The organism is Bradyrhizobium sp. USDA 4449 (assembly GCF_054056275.1).
In genome coordinates this window covers 1,140,258-1,156,979 of the sequence record NZ_JBSRYD010000001.1, presented here as the reverse complement: position 1 = coordinate 1,156,979, position 16,722 = coordinate 1,140,258, and the positions used below count along the sequence as shown (strand labels likewise).

The following is a 16,722-nucleotide window of genomic DNA, read 5'->3' as shown; positions in this document are numbered from 1 at the left end:
GGTGCAAACCTGACCGGCTTCCTGCGATGACAGCCGACTCCTTTTACGGCAGCATCCCCGTTTTCCGGGGCTTCACCCGGCTGATGGAGCCGAAACTCTATTCGCCGCTGCCGGACGACTGGAGCGTCGGAGTCGCCGACATCGTCGATTCCACCAAGGCGATTGCGGCGCAGCGTTACAAGGCCGTCAACATGGCCGGCGCCGCCGTGATCGCGGCGGTGACGAATGCGCTCGAGGGACGCGAATTTCCCTTCGTGTTCGGCGGCGACGGCGCCAGCTTTGCGGTCGCGCCTGGCGATCTCGAAGCCGCTCGCGAAGCTTTGGCTGCGACGGCGACCTGGGTCCGGGAAGACCTCGACCTGAAGATGCGCGTCGCGCTGGTGCCGGTGAGTGCCATCCGCGCAAAAGGTCTCGACGTACGCGTCGCGCGTTTCGGTCCGTCGGCCAATTTGTCCTATGCGATGTTCTCCGGCGGTGGGCTCGCCTTCGCCGACGCCGCGATGAAGCGTGGCGAGTTCGCCGTCGCTGAGGCGCCCGCGGGGACGCAGCCCGATCTTTCCGGCCTGTCCTGCCGCTTCGAGGTGATGCCGGCGTCGCGCGGGCTGATTCTGTCGGTGCTGGTGATGCCCGCGCGCGACGCCGATCCGCTGGCGTTCCGAAAAGTGATCGAGGACATCATCCACCTGGTCGAGCGCAGTCCGGATGCGGGGCGTCCCGTGCCGCCGCAGGGGCCGCCGCTGAAATGGCCGCCGCAGGGGCTGGACTACGAGGCTCGGGCGATCCGGGGAGGCTCGTTGTTCAAGCGCCGCGCAGGGCTGCTCGCCTATACGCTCTTTGCTTATGTCCTGATGCGCTTCGACATCAACGCCGGCGGCTTCCTGCCGAAAGTCTACAAGCGCCAGGTGGTCGAGAATTCCGACTTCCGAAAGTATGACGACGGCCTTCGCATGATTCTCGACTGCACGCCGGAGCTCGAACGCGCCTTGAGCGAGCGTCTCGTCGCCGCTGCGCGCGACGGCATCGTACGCTATGGGCTCTATCAGCAGGATGCCGCGATGATGACCTGCTTCACGCCCTCCGCGTTGCGGAGCGACCACGTGCACTTCATCGACGGTGCGCGCGGCGGTTACGCGTCGGCGGCCGCGGCACTCAAGGCGATGGTGGCGGCTGTGAGCTAGTGTCCCGCGCGCGTCCAGGTCTCGCCGCCGCAGAGCGCGCCGACGCAGCCTTCGACGCGCAGCGTCTCTGCCCCGGTCACGGTGATGCTGCTCGCATAGGTGCTGCCGTCATCGGCATTGTAGATCTGGCCCGACCATTTGTTCGATCCTGCCGGCTGCATGCCGGAGAATAATGGCAGGCCGATCATCGAGCGCCTGGCGAGCGCGGGATTGGGATTCTTGCTGTCGGTTGCGGGCTGGCCGGTCGCGGTGTCGTATGGCTCTTTCAGCCAGATGATGACGCCGCAGAGGCCGCCGCCGCATTTGCTGATTTTCACGCGGGCATCGCCCGCCTGGGTCAGCCAGGTCCCGCTCGCGCCGACGCTCTGTGCATGAGCGGCCATTGCGCCGGACAGCGCAGCCAGAAGGGCGGTGAGAGCGGCAATTCTGCGGGACATCGGAGGGCCTCGGAATGGAGTGCCTCCAATAGCAGTAATTTCGGATCGTGCAACGCCTGATGGAATCACATTCCTGCGCTCATTTGCCCCCGCGCAGCAGGTGGCCGAGGCCGCCGTCGAAAACCTCAGGCTCTCACCAGGGCAGGCCGCAGAGGTCGATGGTGCCGAGCGTCGGCGCGCGCACGATGTTGAAGACGTAGGGCGCCATGACATCGAAGCGGATTCGCCCTTCAGGCTGCCTGCAATAGACTTCGCCCTTGAAAGGCAGCCAGCTGCGGGCCTCGTAGAACGCGAAATTGTGCGGCTCGCAGAACAGGATCGCGAAGCGAACCGCCTCGTTGGCGCGCATGGTGTGAACGGCGGCGTCGATTGCCATGGTCGCATAACCTCTGTTGCGGCGGTCCTCGCGCGTGCAGACGCCGCCGATGCCGCCGACATGCGTCTTCTGTCCATTCCAGGTGATGGTGCGGAAATAGATGCCGACATGGCAGACGAGCCCGTCCTCGGGCGTCTCGATCAGCACACGCAAATCGGCATTGGCCCATTTGATGTGGCCCCAGGGCCGCTTCGCGACGATATCGGGTCCCCAGACCGCCTGATGCAGCGGCTTGGCGATCGGCCACGAGGCGTCGCCGTTCAAAATGTCGATCTCAATACTCATGGCTCTGCCTCGTCCCGGCCTCGATGGCACATTCGTTCTGTCATAACCGCTTCAAAGGCAACGATATTTTGCAGCACATCGGGGCCGACATCCACTTGCCTGCGGCGAACTTGTGCAAATGGGCCCGCGCGATCGCATCACGCCTTTTCGCAAATTGGCGGTATTTAACGCCGCAGGAACCTTCTATAAGGGGTCACCGTTAGATGCTCCCCACCAAGTTGCGGACAAGAAGCCATGACCTTTACGCTGCCCCCACTCCCTTACGCCTATGACGCCCTCGGCCAGTTCATGTCGAAGGAGACGCTGGAATTCCACCACGACAAGCATCATCAGGCCTACGTCACCAACGGCAACAACGCGCTCAAGGGCACCGAATGGGAAGGCAAGTCCCTTGAAGAGATCGTCAAGGGCTCGTTCGGCAAGAATCCCGCGGTGTTCAACAATGCCGGCCAGCACTACAACCACATCCACTTCTGGAGCTGGATGAAGCCCAATGGCGGCGGCAACAAGCTGCCGGGCAAGCTCGAGAAGAAGATCAACGAAGACCTCGGCGGCCTCGAGAAGTTCAAGACAGACTTCCAGGCGGCGGGCGTCGGCCAGTTCGGCTCCGGCTGGTGCTGGCTGTCCGTGAAGAACGGCAAGCTCGAAATCTCCAAGACCGCGAACGGCGAGAATCCGCTGGTGCACGGCGCCACGCCGATCCTGGGCTGCGACGTCTGGGAGCACTCCTACTACATCGACTATCGCAACCGTCGTCCCGATTATCTCAAGGCGTTCGTCGAGAACCTCGTGAACTGGGAATACGTCGAGTCCCTGTTCGAGAAGGCGTAACTCGTCGTTCGCGGCGCTGTGCCGCCCTGGAAGGGCGCAACAACAGAGGCGGTCGCTCGCGCGGCCGCCTTTTTGCTGCCGAAAGCGCCGCCGAGGGCGGGCATGGACAGATGTAATGTTATAATATAACGTCCATAGTCATGGTTCCCGCCGCGTCCCACAGCCATAATCACGGCCATTCCCACGACCATGCGCATTCGCACGGGCATGACCACAGCCACGCCCATGTCCACGATCCAGCCTCTCCACATCCGGCCCAGGACGCGCCCTGGTCGATCCTGCGCATGACCGGGGCGGGCCGTCTCTCGGCCGCTGCCGCCGTCTGCGCCGCGCTCTGGGTCGTCGTCTGGCTGGCGATGAGGTGACCATGGCAGCGCTTCACTTTCACAACGTCACGCTCGGCTATGACCGCCATCCGGCCGTGCACCACCTCAACGGCGAGGTCGCATCAGGCGCGCTGGTCGCCGTGATCGGCCCGAATGGCGCCGGCAAGTCGACGCTGCTGCGCGGCATCGTGGGCATCCTCAAACCGCTCGACGGCAGCATCCATCTCGGCAGGTTGGACGCCCGTGACATCGCCTATCTGCCGCAGAGCGCGGACATCGACCGCACCTTCCCGATCTCGGTGTTCGATTTCGTCGGCACCGGCCTGTGGCGCGGGACGGGCCTGTTCGGCGGCATCGGCAAGGCCGCGCGTGCAAGGATCCTGCGCGCGATCGCATCCGTTGGCCTCAATGGCTTCGAGAACCGCCCGATCGGCACGCTCTCGGGCGGGCAGATGCAGCGCGTGCTGTTCGCGCGCGTGCTGCTCCAGGACGCGAGGCTGATCGTGCTCGACGAGCCCTTCAACGCCATCGACGGCAAGACCATTGCCGATCTGCTCGCACTGGTGAAGCATTGGCACGCCGAAGGCCGCACCGTGCTGGCCGCACTCCACGACATGGAGATGGTGCGCACGCATTTCAGCGAGACGTTGATTTTGGCGCGTGGTCCCGTGGCGTGGGGGCCGACGGCAGAGGTGCTGACGCCTGAGAATCTGATGGTCGCGATGCGGATGTGCGAGGCTTTTGACGACAGCGCGTCCGCCTGCGCGGCTGATGATGTCAGCTCGCGGGCGGCGTGACCGCAGATGATCTATGACGCGCTGATCGGTCCGTTCATCGAATTCGAGTTCATGCGGCGCGCGCTCGCCGCAATCATCGCGCTGGCGTTGGCGGGCGCCCCGATCGGCGTTTTCCTGATGCTGCGGCGGATGAGCCTCGTGGGTGACGCCATGGCCCATGCGATCCTGCCTGGTGCCGCCATCGGCTTCCTGCTCTCCGGCCTCAATCTGTTCGCGATGACGGCTGGTGGCCTGATCGCCGGATTTGCAGTTGCGATCCTCGCCGGTGTGGTCGCGCGCTCGACCGGGCTGAAGGAGGACGCCTCGCTTGCGACCTTCTATCTGGCCTCGCTGGCACTCGGCGTCACCATCGTCTCGATCAAGGGCACCAATATCGACCTGCTCCATGTCTTGTTTGGAAACATCCTGGCGATGGATGACCAGACGCTGCTCGTTGTCGCGTTCAACGCCACGGTGACGCTGCTCGTGCTCGCGGTGATCTATCGCCCCCTGGTGATCGAGAGTGTCGACCCGCTATTTTTGCGTACGGTCAGCCGCGCCGGCGGCCCCGCGCATCTCGCCTTCCTCGCCCTCGTCGTCATCAACCTCGTCAACGGCTTTCAGGCGCTCGGCACGCTGCTGGCGGTCGGCCTGATGATCCTTCCGGCAGGAATCGCGCGGTTCTGGTCGCGCGATCTGACGGTGATGATCTGCATTGCTGTCGTCGTTGCCGGGCTCTCGGGCTATGCCGGCCTCGTATTGTCGTTCCAGACCCGCGTGCCGTCGGGCCCTGCGATCATTCTGGTCGCGACCGTGCTCTACATCGTCTCTGTCCTGTTCGGCCGCGTCGGCGGCCTCGTCAGGCAGATGTTTCCCGGCCGGCATCTGGAGGCGTGACGATGCGCAGCCTCCTGATCTTTGCCTTGCTGCTGATCGGCTCACCGTTGCATGCTGCGGAGCGACTCAATGTCGTCGCGAGCTTCTCGATCCTCGGCGACTTCGTCCGCACGATCGGTGGTGACGACGTCAACCTGACGACGCTGGTCGGCCCGGACAGCGACGTGCACGTCTACATGCCCGCGCCCGGTGATGCGAAACGCATCGCCGACGCAAAACTCGTCGTCGTCAACGGGCTGGGGCTGGAGGGCTGGCTGCCGCGCCTGGTGCAGTCTTCCGGCGGCAAGGCGCAAATGGTCACCGCGACCGCCGGCATCGCGCCGCTGAAGCTCGGCTCGGCCGCCGATCCGCATGCCTGGCAGTCCGTGCCGAACGCGAAGGTCTACGTCACCGGTATCGCCAATGCGCTCATCGCGGCGGCCCCGGATGACGCGGAATTTTTCCGCAGCCGGCTCAAAGCCTATCTGGAACAGCTCGACGCGCTCGACCATGAGGTCCGGGACGCGATGGCCAGGATCCCCCCTGAGCGGCGCAAGGTGATCTCGACCCACGATGCCTTCGGCTATTTCGCCGCCGAATATGGCATCCAGTTCATCGCGCCGCTGGGCGTCTCCACCGAAACCGAGCCCAGCGCGCGGGATATCGCCGCCATCATCGGCCAGATCAAGGCCCAGAAAATCCCGGCGGTTTTTCTGGAAAATATCAGCGATGACCGCCTGATCCGGCGGATCGCGGCCGAGACCGGCGCAAAGGTCGGCGGGACCCTGATTTCGGACGGTTTGACCGGCGAAAAGGGGCCTGCACCCACTTACATTGACATGGTCAGGCACAATATAAAGGCCCTGACCAGCGCGCTTGACCATTAGGGCCGGGGGCCACCCCGCCTGGCGTCGCGCGAAAAGCCCGATAGTCCGGAGTTGTTATGCCTGAAGCGACCTCGTCAAAAATTCCCGTGACCGTCCTGACCGGCTATCTCGGTGCCGGCAAGACCACGCTCCTGAACCGCATTCTGTCGGAAAACCACGGCAAGAAATACGCCGTCATCGTCAACGAATTCGGCGAGATCGGCATCGACAACGACCTCATCATCGGCGCCGATGAGGAAGTGTTCGAGATGAACAATGGCTGTATCTGCTGCACCGTGCGCGGCGACCTCGTCCGCATCATGGACGGGCTGATGAAGCGCAAGGGCAAGTTCGACGCCATCATCGTCGAGACCACAGGCCTTGCCGATCCGGCGCCGGTCGCCCAGACCTTCTTCGTCGACGAGGACGTGCAGAAGAACGCGCGGCTCGATGCGGTCGTCACGGTCGCCGACGCCAAATGGCTCTCCGATCGTCTGAAGGACGCACCCGAAGCCAAGAACCAGATCGCGTTTGCCGACGTCATCGTGCTGAACAAGACCGATCTCGTCACCAAGCCCGAGCTTGCGGAAGTCGAGGCTCGCATCCGTGGCATCAACCCCTATGCGAAACTGCATCGCACCGAGCGCTGCTCGGTGGCGCTGGCCGACGTACTCGATCGTGGCGCGTTCGATCTCGCCCGCATCCTCGACATTGAGCCTGATTTCCTGACGGCCGACGACCATGATCACGACCATGATCATGATCACCATCACGGCCACGACCATCATCACGATCACGGCCACGGCCTGAAGCACTATCACGACGAGGACATGCAGTCGCTCTCGCTCAAGACCGACAAGCCGCTCGATCCAAATGTCTTCATGCCCTGGCTCCAGAACCTGGTGCAGGTCGAGGGCGGCAAGATCCTGCGCTCCAAGGGCATCCTCGCCTTCCATGATGACGACGACCGCTACGTGTTCCAGGGCGTCCACATGATGCTGGAAGGTAACCACCAACGGAAGTGGAAGGAGGGCGAGCCCCGCGAGAGCCGCCTCGTCTTCATCGGCCGCGAGTTGCCGGAAGAGCTCATTCGCACGGGCTTCGAGAGCTGCATCGTCTCGTGATGAAAGAGTTTACGCCCGCTCCCGATTCCGCATCGATCGTCTCCGTCACCGACCGCGTCAAGCCTGTCACGCTTGGCATGGGTGTAACCTCGGTGCATTTCCTCGGGGATCGTGCCGCTTTTGTCGGCGGCGAGGAGAATGTCGCCTTCGTCGATGCCAAGGGCGAGATCAGCACCGTGGCCGTTCACAGCGGCGGCATTCTCTCGACGGCCTCCGACGGCAAGCGGCTCGTGATGGGCGGCGACGACGGCAAGGTCGTCTCGGTCGATACCAAGGGCGAGGTGACGCTGCTCGCCACCGATCCGAAGCGGCGCTGGATCGACGCCGTGGCGTTGCATCCTGATGGTGCCTTCGCCTGGTCGGCCGGCAAGACGGCGACCGTCAAGAGCGGCCAGGCCGAGGCAAAGTCGCTCGATGTGCCCTCGACCGTCGGTGGTCTCGCGTTCGCGCCCAAGGGCTTGCGGCTCGCGATCGCGCATTACAACGGCGCGACGCTGTGGTTTCCCAACATGGACGGATCGGCCGAATTCCTGCCCTGGGCCGGCTCGCATCTCGGCGTCACCTTCAGCCCCGACAACAAGTTCCTGGTCACCAGCATGCATGAGGCCGCCCTGCACGGCTGGCGCCTCGCCGACAACAGGCACATGCGCATGACCGGCTATCCCGGCCGGGTCCGCTCGATGTCCTGGAGTGCGGGCGGCAAGGGGTTGGCGACCTCAGGCGCCGACACCGTCATCATCTGGCCGTTTGCCGGCAAGGACGGCCCGATGGGCAAGGAGCCCGCGATGCTGGCGCCGCTGCAGGCACGCGTGGCGGTGGTCGCTTGCCATCCGAAGAACGACATTCTGGCCTGCGGCTACAGCGATGGCACGGTGCTGATGGTGCGAATGGAGGATGGCGCCGAGATCCTGGTCCGCCGCAACGGCACGCCGCCGGTGGCCGGGCTCGCCTGGAACGCCAAGGGCACGCAACTCGCCTTCGCCGACGAAAATGGGGACGGCGGCCTGCTGGAGCTTTGATCTGTCATGGTTCCGGTCGTATAGGGCACCATGCGATTTCTCACGACCTTCCAGCTCGCTGATTTCGCCGACACGCTGGTCAGCCTGTTTACGGCGTTCGTGCTGGGCACGCTGATCGGCGCCGAGCGGCAATACAGGCAACGCACCGCCGGCCTGCGCACCAACGTGCTGGTCGCGGTGGGTGCCGCAGCCTTCGTCGATCTCGCCATGCATCTGGACGGCGCTGATGGTGCTGTGCGGGTGATCGCCTATGTCGTCTCCGGTATCGGCTTTCTCGGTGCCGGCGTCATCATGAAGCAGGGCATGGACGTGCGTGGCCTGAACACGGCGGCGACGCTGTGGGCTTCGGCGGCCGTGGGATCATGCGCCGGCGCCGACATGGTGGCGCAGGCGGCGGCGCTCACCGTATTCGTCATTGCCGGCAACACCATGCTGCGCCCGCTGGTCAACGCAATCAACCGCATTCCGCTGAACGAGAAGGCGTTGGAGGCGACCTATTATTTCAAGCTCGCCGTCGCGGCCGACGCGCTGCCTGACATGCGCGACCGTCTCGTCGACAAGCTCGAGGCCGCGAAGTATCCGGTGGCCGACGTCGACGTCGCCGAGATTGGCGACGACATTCTGGAGATTGTCGCCAAGCTGGTGGCAACTGCGGTCGATCCGAACGAGCTGAACGCGGTCGCGACCGATCTCCAGCACCTGCCCGGCGTGAGCCACGCCACCTGGGAAGTCAGCACCACGGAATAGCCTGCCCTTCTGGCGCACGAGCCCACGGTTCCAGTCATGCAGGGGGCGGAACCCCAGTCCCGGAAATTCGTTGATCCCGCAGATGAAGGCGGTGATCGATATGCCCGGCCAGAATGACAAGCGAAACCTGAAGCTCGACCTGACGATCGCCTGCACGCTGTTCGTAGCGGGCGTCGTCGTTTCGGTGATGTCGCTGGCGCAAATCCGCGCCGAAAACCGGATGGAGCTGGCGCAGGCGACGCAGCCGCTGCAGGGCACGCCATCCACCGATCAGGACAAGACGCCCGCCGAGGCAAAGCCAGGCGGCGAACGTCCGACCACGCCGGCTCCCCAGCCGGCGCGTCCCGATCCGCAGACGCAAGGCGCGGCGGGTGCTGCCAAACCGGCATTGCCGCCGGCTCCGGCCGAGAAAATCGCGCCACCGCTCGAGAAGAAATAGGCTCGACGGTCGCGCAATTTGACGCGCATGTGACGTCTGATGCCCAGCCAATGACCTCGCCATGGCGCGCGGGCCGCTCCATAATCCGTCGAACCAACGACAGATGGGGCTTCCATGAAGATCGAGGACGTTCGCCGTAACGCTTATTCGATGCCGCTCACGAACCCGTCATTCCCGCCGGGGCCATATCGCTTTTTCAACCGCGAATATTTCATCATCACCTACAGGACCGATCCAGAAGCCCTTGCCGCCATCGTGCCCGAGCCGCTCGAGGTGGCGGAGCCGGTGGTGAAATACGAATTCATCCGCATGCCCGACTCGACCGGCTTCGGCGACTACACCGAGACCGGGCAGGTGATCCCGGTCCGCTTCAATGGCGAGCTCGGCGCCTACACCCACGCGATGTATCTCGACGACGAAGGCCCGATCGCCGGTGGCCGCGAGCTGTGGGGCTTTCCGAAGAAGCTGGCGCGGCCGAAGATCGAGGTCGAGAGCGACGTGCTGGTCGGCTCGCTGCATTATGGTTCGGTGCTCTGTGCCTCCGCGACCATGGGCTACAAGCACCGCAAGGTCGATCTTGACGGGGTGCTCCAGCCGATGAAGGCACCGAACTTCATCCTGAAGATCATCCCGCATGTCGACGGCAGCCCCCGGATCTGCGAGCTGGTGCGCTTCCACCTCGAGGACATCACCTTGAAGGAAGCCTGGACCGGACCCGGTGCGCTCGGCCTGTTTCCTCACGCGCTCTGCGATGTCGCTCGGCTGCCGGTGCGCGAGGTGCTGTCGGCGCTGCACTTCAAAGCGGACCTGACGCTCGGGCTCGGCAGCGTTGCGTTCGATTACATGGCGAGATGACGTGAGAGGGCATGACGCGCCCCGGTCCTAATGCGCCGCGTCGTTGGGCAGGAGTGCCGCAAACGCCTGATCGAGCGCGCTATCGGCCTTCGCGAGCTTGTCGCGCTGGGCGGCAAGCCAGAGCCTGTCCGCATCGAGGCGCTGCTGGGCCGCCTTGAGCATGCGTGCAGTCTCCTCCGGCTGGGGACCGCCGACGCCCTTGGTATGCGCCACGATCCATTCCGGTGACATCGCTTCCCTGAATTCGGCCTCGCTCATCGGGAAGGGTCTCGCCGGCATGTTGAATTTGGCAAGCGTCTTGGCGAAGAGGTCGGTCACTTCGTTGAAGGGGATGGTCTTGGGCGTGAGATCCAGCGGCCGTGCATAGCTGACCATTTGCGATGCAAAGCCATGGCCGACGCGGAACGGGATCTGGTGCGCCTGCAACAGCAGCTCGGCGAGGTTCATGGTCGAGGTCCAGTCGCTCTCCAGCTCCTCTCTGGCGCGGGCCTTGTTGACTACGATCGCATCCAACACCCGGTCGGTGGCGGTGACCATGTTGACGGCACGCGGGAACAGGCCGATGTCCTCGGACTGGGACTTGGAATCGACCATGCCCGACATGACGTTGTGCGCGCGGATCGACACCGCCGCCGACAGCCCCACGACATCTGAAGCCGCGATCCTCGCCTGCATGATCAGACCCGGATTGCGCTTCTGCGGCATCGAGCTGCTGGTGTAGGTCGAGCCCTCCTGCAGCAATAGCCACGGTCGTATCTCGGCGTATTGGGTATGCAGATCCTGCATCATCGCGCCGATGCGGATGGCGGCCGAATTGGCGATTGCGGTGGCTTCGAGCTGGCTGTCGAACGGGATCACCTGGTTGGCATCCATCGAATTCTCGACGACGCCGTCAAACCCGAGCAGCTCGGCGAGACGCGTGCGGTTCAGCGGCCAGATCGAGCCCGACATGACGCCGACGCCCATCGGGCTGAGGTTGAGCCGGCGATAGGCCTCGCTGACGCGCTGCTGGTCGCGCTCGAACGATTCCTCATAGGCCAGCAGGTAATGACCATAGGTGATCGGCACCGCCTGCACCCCGTTGGTGTAGCCGGGCATCAACGCATCGAGATTGTCGGCCGCCTTGCCGAGCAGCTTGGCACGCAATCCCAGCAAGGCCTCGGCAAAATCCAGCGTCTGGTTGCGCAATTTGGCCGCGCGAAAGGTCGCGTACATGTCCTGACGGCTGCGCCCGGCATGGATGACGGAGGCTTCCTCGCCGACCTTGTCGGTCATGATCTTCTCGATCTGAAGGACGTCGCTGGGGCGCTTGCCGTCGGGCTCACGCGCCTGGCGGATCGTGTAGTCCACGCCGGCGGCGATCAGCTGGCCGGTCTTTTTCGGGAAGATGCCTTCCTCCACCAGCATCACGGTGGAGGCCTTGTTGATCTTGTTGAGCCAGTAGAACTGGTCCTCGGCGGCGTCCGATGTGCTGGTCGAGGGCTGCGCGTCCCTGGGAGCGTTGGCGCCGATCTTGGCCGCGTTTTCGTTGCATTCCTGCGTGGTCTTGCAGGGCAACTGACCGGTGTCCGCGGCCCATGCGTGAGACGCGATCAGGAGGCTGACGCCTCCGGCGATGCAGGCGATATGCTTCATGCGGACCTCCCGGTTGCCGTGCGACCGGGCGGTTGGTTAGCACCCCGGCCGGCGGAAGGCTATGAGCCTCCCGCTCATTGCGGCCCGGGCAGGTGCGCCTGTCAGCGCACCAGGATATTCTTGAACTGCCAGGGATCGCTGGTGTCGATATCCTCCGGGAACAGTCCCGGACGATCCGTCAGCGGCGTCCAATCGGTGTAGAAGCCTTTCACCGGGCCGAGGTATGGCAGCTGGATTTCCAGCAGGCGGTCGAAATCCATCTCGTCGGCTTCGACGATGCCTTCGTTCGGGTTCTCCAGCGCCCACACCATGCCGCCGAGCACGGCGGAGGTCACCTGCAGGCCGGTGGCGTTCTGATACGGCGCAAGTGCGCGGGTCTCTTCGATCGAGAGCTGCGAGCCGTACCAATAGGCATTGTTCTCGTGGCCGAACAGCAGCACGCCGAGCTCGTCGATGCCGTCGACGATCTCGTTTTCATCCAAGATGTGGTGCTTCTCCTGCATCTTGGCGGCGCGGCCGAACATCTCGTGCAGCGACAGCACGGCATCGTCGGCCGGGTGATAGGCATAGTGACAGGTCGGCCGGTAGATCGCCTTGCCCGAGGCATCACGCACCGTGAAGTAATCGGCGATCGAGATCGATTCGTTGTGGGTGACGAGGAAGCCGTACTGCGCCCCGCGGGTCGGGCACCAGGTGCGCACGCGCGTGTTGGCGCCGGGCTGCATCAGATAGATCGCCGCGCCGCAGCCGGCTTCGTGGGTCCGCGCATTCTCGGGCATCCATTTCTCATGGGTGCCCCAGCCGAGCTCGGACGGCTGCACGCCTTCCGAGAGGAAGCCTTCCACCGACCAGGTGTTGACGAAGACGTCGGGCTCCTTCGGCGTCTTGGAGCGCTGGGTGTCGCGTTCGGCGATGTGGATGCCCTTGATGCCGGCCTGCCGCATCAGATCGGCCCATTCGGCCTTGGTCTTGGGCCGGGGCGCATTGAGCTTCAGATCGGCGGCGACGTTGAGCAGCGCCTGCTTGACGAAAAACGAGACCATGCCGGGATTGGCGCCGCAGCAGGACACGGCTGTCGTCGAGCCCGCCGGGCGCGCCTTCTTGGCGGCCAGCGTCACTTCCCGCAGCGCGTAGTTGGAGCGCGCTTCCGGGCCCTTGGTCGAATCGAAATAGAAGCCGAGCCAGGGCTCGTTGACCGTATCGATATAGAGCGCGCCGAGCTCGTTGCAGAGCTCCATGATGTCGGTCGAGCCGGTGTCGACAGAGAGATTGACGCAAAAGCCCTGGCCGCCGCCTTCGGTGAGCAGCGGGGTCAGCAATTCCCGGTAATTCTCCCTGGTCACGGCCTTCTGGATGAAGCGCACATTCTGCTTCTCGCAATGCGCCTTGCGGCCCTCGTCCCTGGGATCGATCACGGTGACGCGCGACTTGTCGTAATCGAGATGGCGCTCGATCAGCGGCAAGGTGCCTTTGCCGATGGAGCCGAAGCCGACCATGACGATGGGACCGGTGATCTTCGCGTAGATCTGCGAGGGAGGGCTCATGGGATGGTTTCTCCGGAACGTGCTGGCGGACGATTGCTGGGTGAATCAGGCGCTGCGGCGCTTGTTAGATGCTGCGGCGCTTGTTAGATGCTGCGGCGCTTGGCGGTGACTTCGATCTCGACCTTCATCTCGGGCTTGAGAAGGGCCGAGACGACGAGCAGCGTGGCGGCCGGACGGATCTCGCCGAGGACCTCGCCACATACAGCAAAATGCGCATCCGCGTCCTTGGCATCTGTGAGGTAGTAGGTCGCACGGACGATGTCGGCCATCTCGAAACCGCCCTCCTTCAGGGCCGCTTCGATGGTCTTGAAGCAGTTGCGTGACTGGCTCGTGACATCGTCAGGCATCGTCATCGTCGCGTAGTCATAGCCGGTGGTTCCGGCGACGAAGCAGAACTCGCCGTCGACCACAGCGCGGCTGTAGCCGGCGGTCTTCTCAAACGGGGAGCCGGTGGAAATCAGGCGACGGGACATGGGTTCGGCCTCGACTGAAGGGGGAATTTCGTGGGGTTAAAGGGCGTTTCCGGGGCTCACGCAACCCCTGCTCGGCGCAGGCGCGGCGGCGCGTTGCCGCGGAGCACGGCTTCGGTCGTCTCCATCATGGCGATCCCTTACGCCGCGTGCGCCTGGAGGGGGCGAACTACCCTCCGTTTGGGCAGGGCCGCGCCGGTCGGGACGATCATCCCCGCGGCGCCATCGAGCGCACCGATCTGGAATTCGATCGCCAGCAGGCGGTCGCTCTCGAACGGGCCAGGCAGCATCAGTCCGCCGGTCTTCTCGGCCGAGAAGCCGAAGCGGGCGTAGTAGGGCGCATCGCCGAGCAGGATCACGGCTTGATGCCCGCGCGCCCGGGCGGCGGCCAGCGCTTGATACATCAGCGCGGCGCCGATCCCGAGCTCGCGGCAGGCAGGGTCCACCGCCAGTGGTCCGAGGACCAGAGCGGGCCTGCCGCCGGCGCTGACGTGCCACAGCCGCACGGTTCCCACGAGCTTCCCCTCGCGCATCGCCGACAGGCCAAGGCCTGCAGCAGGCGCACGTCCGTCGCGCAGGCGCTGGCAGGTGCGGTCATGGCGATTCTCGCCAAAACAGACATCGAGCAGCGCTTCACGCATCGCGACGTCGGATGCACGTTCCGCGCGGATCACGAACGGAACGGCATGCGAAGTGAGGGCGATCTGTGGCTTCCGAAAAGCAGTCATGGCGCGTCAGTCCCCGCTTGAATCCGCACGAAGGCGTGCGGTCTCAAGCGTCGTCAGAATGGCAATGTCGGGTGAGGAGCCGGCAAGTCGGCTCCCTGATAGCCTCGGAAGAAGAGAGGCTGCTTAGATGTGGTAGGTCTTCAGCGGCGGGATGCCGTTGAACGCCACCGCCGAGTAGGTCGACGTATAGGCCCCGGTGCCTTCGATCAGCAGCTTGTCGCCGATCTCGAGCGTAACAGGGAGCGGATACGGGGTCTTCTCGTACAGCACGTCGGCGCTGTCGCAGGTCGGACCTGCGAGCACGCACGGGGTCATGTCCGCGCCGTCATGCGGGGTGCGGATGGCGTAGCGGATCGACTCGTCCATGGTCTCGGCGAGACCGCCGAACTTGCCGATGTCCAGGTACACCCAGCGCACCTCGTCCTCGTCGCTCTTCTTCGAGATGAGCACGACCTCGGATTCGATGATGCCGGCGTTGCCCACCATGCCGCGGCCCGGCTCGATGATGGTCTCCGGAATCTGGTTGCCGAAGTGCTTGCGCAGCGCGCGGAAGATCGAGCGGCCGTAGGTCACGACCGGCGGCACGTCCTTCAGGTACTTGGTCGGGAAACCGCCGCCCATGTTGACCATGGTCAGGTTGATGCCGCGCTCGGCGCAGTCGCGGAACACCTGCGAGGCCATCGCCAGCGCACGATCCCACGCCTTCACCTTGCGCTGCTGCGAGCCGACATGGAACGAGATGCCGCACGGTTCCAGGCCCAGGCGCTTGGCGGCGTCGAGCACCTCGACGGCCATTTCCGGGTCGCAGCCGAACTTGCGCGACAGCGGCCACTCGGCGCCGGCGCAATCATAGAGGATGCGGCAGAACACCTTCGCGCCGGGAGCGGCACGGGCGACCTTCTCGACCTCGGCGGTGCAGTCGACCGCGAACAGCCGGATGCCGAGCGCGAAGGCGCGCGCGATGTCGCGCTCCTTCTTGATCGTGTTGCCGAAGGAGATGCGGTCGGGCGTCGCACCGGCGGCCAGCGCCATCTCGATCTCGGCGACCGTCGCGGTGTCGAAGCAGGAGCCCATGGAAGCGAGCAACGACAGCACTTCCGGTGCCGGGTTCGCCTTGACCGCGTAGAACACGCGGCTGTCGGGCAGCGCCTTGGCGAAGGTCTGGTAATTGTCGCGCACGACCTCGAGGTCGACGACGAGGCACGGCTCGGTGTCGAGACCTTCCTTGCGGCGGTTGCGCAGGAATTCCTGGATACGTTCGGTCATGGCACTCTCCGGCGGCCCCAGCGACGGGGTCCGTATCAACGTGACGTCGGATAAGAGCGCTCCGGCCACATCGCGCGATGGAGGCGCGCTGAAGCCAAAAGACTCAAACCAGACTGTGCTGCCGTGGATTGGTTGGGAGAGTTTCCCGCCCGCTCACCTGGCAATGAAGGACAAGCCTTTTCAGTAGCCCGCGCCGGCGGTGGAATGCCGGTAGAGACCAAAAAAGCCCGATCCGTCGTTGCTTTAAGTCGCGTCCCCCGTTGAGAGCGGGGTGCGCCGGTTCGCCTCCGGCTGCCAGTCACGGTTGCAAAGAGTGAAGTCACCTTCGACAAGGCATCCCTTGAGAGAGATGCTGGACGCTCCGGGTTTGCTTCGTCGTCTGACCTTTCGGTCTCGCGACTTCCGCACTTCCGAAGAGCCCCTCGGCTTCTTCACCCCTTGGCGGCTGTCCGGCCTCTTGTCCGGATACCTACCGACTGACACACGACCACAGGCACGTGCGAAATTGGGCAAGAGCGCACATAAGCGTTTTGACTCTGCTTCGCAAGAATTTTTTTAGGCTGAGAACAGAATTGCCTAACATCTGCTTGCGCAGTGTTGCGCGAGCGAAGCGGAAGATGAACGCGCGTTAAGTTTTCTGTGTCGTGCGTATGTCTCGCGCGCGCGAGACGCCTCAGCCGCGCTTGAAGAACGGCTCGACGCGCTGAGCCGCGCGGACGAACGCGGTCATGACCAGCACGCCGAGTGCGAACAGCACGGCCTGAAGGATGTGCGCGGCCTGGTCGCCGAGTCCGAGCAGAACCGCGAGCGCCCAGCCGCCGGCAAAGGCCGCGCCGAACACCTCGGCGCCGATCAGGATCGCGGCGCTGACGACGGTGATGACGCTCGGCCAGACGATCTGACGGGAAGACGAGGAGGGCGCGTTCATGGGCGTTGGGGTCCGT

At 64.4% G+C, this 16,722-nt stretch carries 20 protein-coding genes; 12 read left to right on the top strand and 8 right to left on the bottom strand.

Going from position 1 to position 16,722, the window contains the following annotated elements; all coding sequences use genetic code 11:
* The first annotated feature begins 26 nt into the window (after positions 1 to 26).
* Positions 27 to 1,178, top strand: coding sequence for a DUF3095 domain-containing protein (locus ACVIIW_RS05500; protein WP_456699813.1), 1,152 nt, complete (start codon positions 27 to 29; stop codon positions 1,176 to 1,178).
* On the opposite strand, the gene ACVIIW_RS05495 is transcribed toward ACVIIW_RS05500, so the two are convergent.
* Together ACVIIW_RS05495 and ACVIIW_RS05490 are read right to left on the bottom strand one after the other, a co-directional pair.
* Positions 1,175 to 1,615, bottom strand: coding sequence for a DUF2147 domain-containing protein (locus ACVIIW_RS05495; protein ID WP_456699812.1), 441 nt, complete (start codon positions 1,613 to 1,615; stop codon positions 1,175 to 1,177). The two genes, ACVIIW_RS05500 and ACVIIW_RS05495, sit on opposite strands and share 4 nt — an antisense overlap.
* A gap of 133 nt (positions 1,616 to 1,748) precedes the next feature.
* The gene (locus ACVIIW_RS05490; RefSeq protein ID WP_456699811.1) at positions 1,749 to 2,276 is read right to left on the bottom strand and encodes a GNAT family N-acetyltransferase; all 528 of its coding nucleotides are present in this window, start codon (positions 2,274 to 2,276) and stop codon (positions 1,749 to 1,751) included.
* 234 nt (positions 2,277 to 2,510) lie between these two features.
* On the opposite strand from ACVIIW_RS05490, the gene ACVIIW_RS05485 reads away from it, so the two are divergent.
* The 10 genes from ACVIIW_RS05485 (at position 2,511) to ACVIIW_RS05440 (ending at position 10,135) form a co-directional block, all read left to right on the top strand.
* On the top strand, positions 2,511 to 3,107 hold the full coding sequence (locus ACVIIW_RS05485) for a superoxide dismutase (RefSeq protein ID WP_456699810.1): 597 nt from the start codon (positions 2,511 to 2,513) through the stop codon (positions 3,105 to 3,107).
* 140 nt (positions 3,108 to 3,247) lie between these two features.
* Complete coding sequence (locus tag ACVIIW_RS05480) at positions 3,248 to 3,472, top strand: hypothetical protein (RefSeq protein ID WP_456699809.1); 225 nt, start codon at positions 3,248 to 3,250, stop codon at positions 3,470 to 3,472.
* Positions 3,473 to 3,474: 2 nt separating this feature from the next.
* Positions 3,475 to 4,230 carry a metal ABC transporter ATP-binding protein gene (locus ACVIIW_RS05475; protein ID WP_456699808.1) on the top strand — a complete coding sequence of 252 codons (756 nt, stop codon included), beginning with the start codon at positions 3,475 to 3,477 and terminating at the stop codon, positions 4,228 to 4,230.
* Between the two features lie 6 nt (positions 4,231 to 4,236).
* Positions 4,237 to 5,106, top strand: a complete 870-nt coding sequence (locus tag ACVIIW_RS05470) for a metal ABC transporter permease (protein ID WP_456699807.1) — start codon at positions 4,237 to 4,239, stop codon at positions 5,104 to 5,106.
* Between the two features lie 2 nt (positions 5,107 to 5,108).
* Positions 5,109 to 5,972, top strand: a complete 864-nt coding sequence (locus ACVIIW_RS05465; RefSeq protein ID WP_456699806.1) for a metal ABC transporter substrate-binding protein — start codon at positions 5,109 to 5,111, stop codon at positions 5,970 to 5,972.
* A 56-nt stretch (positions 5,973 to 6,028) separates the two neighbouring features.
* Positions 6,029 to 7,075: a CobW family GTP-binding protein gene (locus ACVIIW_RS05460; protein WP_456699805.1), complete on the top strand. Its 1,047-nt coding sequence runs from the start codon at positions 6,029 to 6,031 to the stop codon at positions 7,073 to 7,075.
* A complete protein-coding gene (locus tag ACVIIW_RS05455) occupies positions 7,075 to 8,094 on the top strand; it encodes a WD40 repeat domain-containing protein (RefSeq protein WP_456699804.1) in 1,020 nt (339 codons plus the stop codon). The genes ACVIIW_RS05460 and ACVIIW_RS05455 overlap by 1 nt, the downstream gene beginning before the upstream one ends.
* Positions 8,095 to 8,124: 30 nt before the next feature.
* Positions 8,125 to 8,841 (top strand): MgtC/SapB family protein, encoded by a 717-nt coding sequence (locus ACVIIW_RS05450; RefSeq protein WP_456699803.1) that lies wholly within the window; start codon positions 8,125 to 8,127, stop codon positions 8,839 to 8,841.
* Between the two features lie 100 nt (positions 8,842 to 8,941).
* Positions 8,942 to 9,280, top strand: coding sequence for a hypothetical protein (locus ACVIIW_RS05445; RefSeq protein ID WP_456705092.1), 339 nt, complete (start codon positions 8,942 to 8,944; stop codon positions 9,278 to 9,280).
* A 114-nt stretch (positions 9,281 to 9,394) separates the two neighbouring features.
* Entirely contained in the window at positions 9,395 to 10,135 is a 741-nt protein-coding gene (locus ACVIIW_RS05440; RefSeq protein ID WP_456699802.1) for an acetoacetate decarboxylase, read from the top strand.
* A 27-nt stretch (positions 10,136 to 10,162) separates the two neighbouring features.
* Here ACVIIW_RS05440 and ACVIIW_RS05435 read toward each other — a convergent pair whose 3' ends face one another.
* The 5 genes from ACVIIW_RS05435 to ACVIIW_RS05415 form a co-directional block, all read right to left on the bottom strand.
* Positions 10,163 to 11,770 carry an argininosuccinate lyase gene (locus ACVIIW_RS05435; RefSeq protein WP_456699801.1) on the bottom strand — a complete coding sequence of 536 codons (1,608 nt, stop codon included), beginning with the start codon at positions 11,768 to 11,770 and terminating at the stop codon, positions 10,163 to 10,165.
* Between the two features lie 101 nt (positions 11,771 to 11,871).
* Positions 11,872 to 13,314 (bottom strand): homospermidine synthase, encoded by a 1,443-nt coding sequence (locus tag ACVIIW_RS05430; protein ID WP_456699800.1) that lies wholly within the window; start codon positions 13,312 to 13,314, stop codon positions 11,872 to 11,874.
* 83 nt (positions 13,315 to 13,397) lie between these two features.
* Complete coding sequence (locus ACVIIW_RS05425; protein ID WP_456699799.1) at positions 13,398 to 13,787, bottom strand: RidA family protein; 390 nt, start codon at positions 13,785 to 13,787, stop codon at positions 13,398 to 13,400.
* 137 nt (positions 13,788 to 13,924) lie between these two features.
* On the bottom strand, positions 13,925 to 14,512 hold the full coding sequence (locus ACVIIW_RS05420) for a GNAT family N-acetyltransferase (protein WP_456699798.1): 588 nt from the start codon (positions 14,510 to 14,512) through the stop codon (positions 13,925 to 13,927).
* A 123-nt stretch (positions 14,513 to 14,635) separates the two neighbouring features.
* Entirely contained in the window at positions 14,636 to 15,778 is a 1,143-nt protein-coding gene (locus tag ACVIIW_RS05415) for a type III PLP-dependent enzyme (RefSeq protein ID WP_092235252.1), read from the bottom strand.
* Here ACVIIW_RS05415 and ACVIIW_RS05410 point away from each other — a divergent pair.
* Positions 15,777 to 15,965 (top strand): hypothetical protein, encoded by a 189-nt coding sequence (locus tag ACVIIW_RS05410; RefSeq protein ID WP_177243507.1) that lies wholly within the window; start codon positions 15,777 to 15,779, stop codon positions 15,963 to 15,965. The two genes, ACVIIW_RS05415 and ACVIIW_RS05410, sit on opposite strands and share 2 nt — an antisense overlap.
* Positions 15,966 to 16,451: 486 nt before the next feature.
* On the opposite strand, the gene ACVIIW_RS05405 is transcribed toward ACVIIW_RS05410, so the two are convergent.
* On the bottom strand, positions 16,452 to 16,706 hold the full coding sequence (locus tag ACVIIW_RS05405) for a hypothetical protein (protein WP_092235256.1): 255 nt from the start codon (positions 16,704 to 16,706) through the stop codon (positions 16,452 to 16,454).
* Positions 16,707 to 16,722 lie beyond the last annotated feature (16 nt).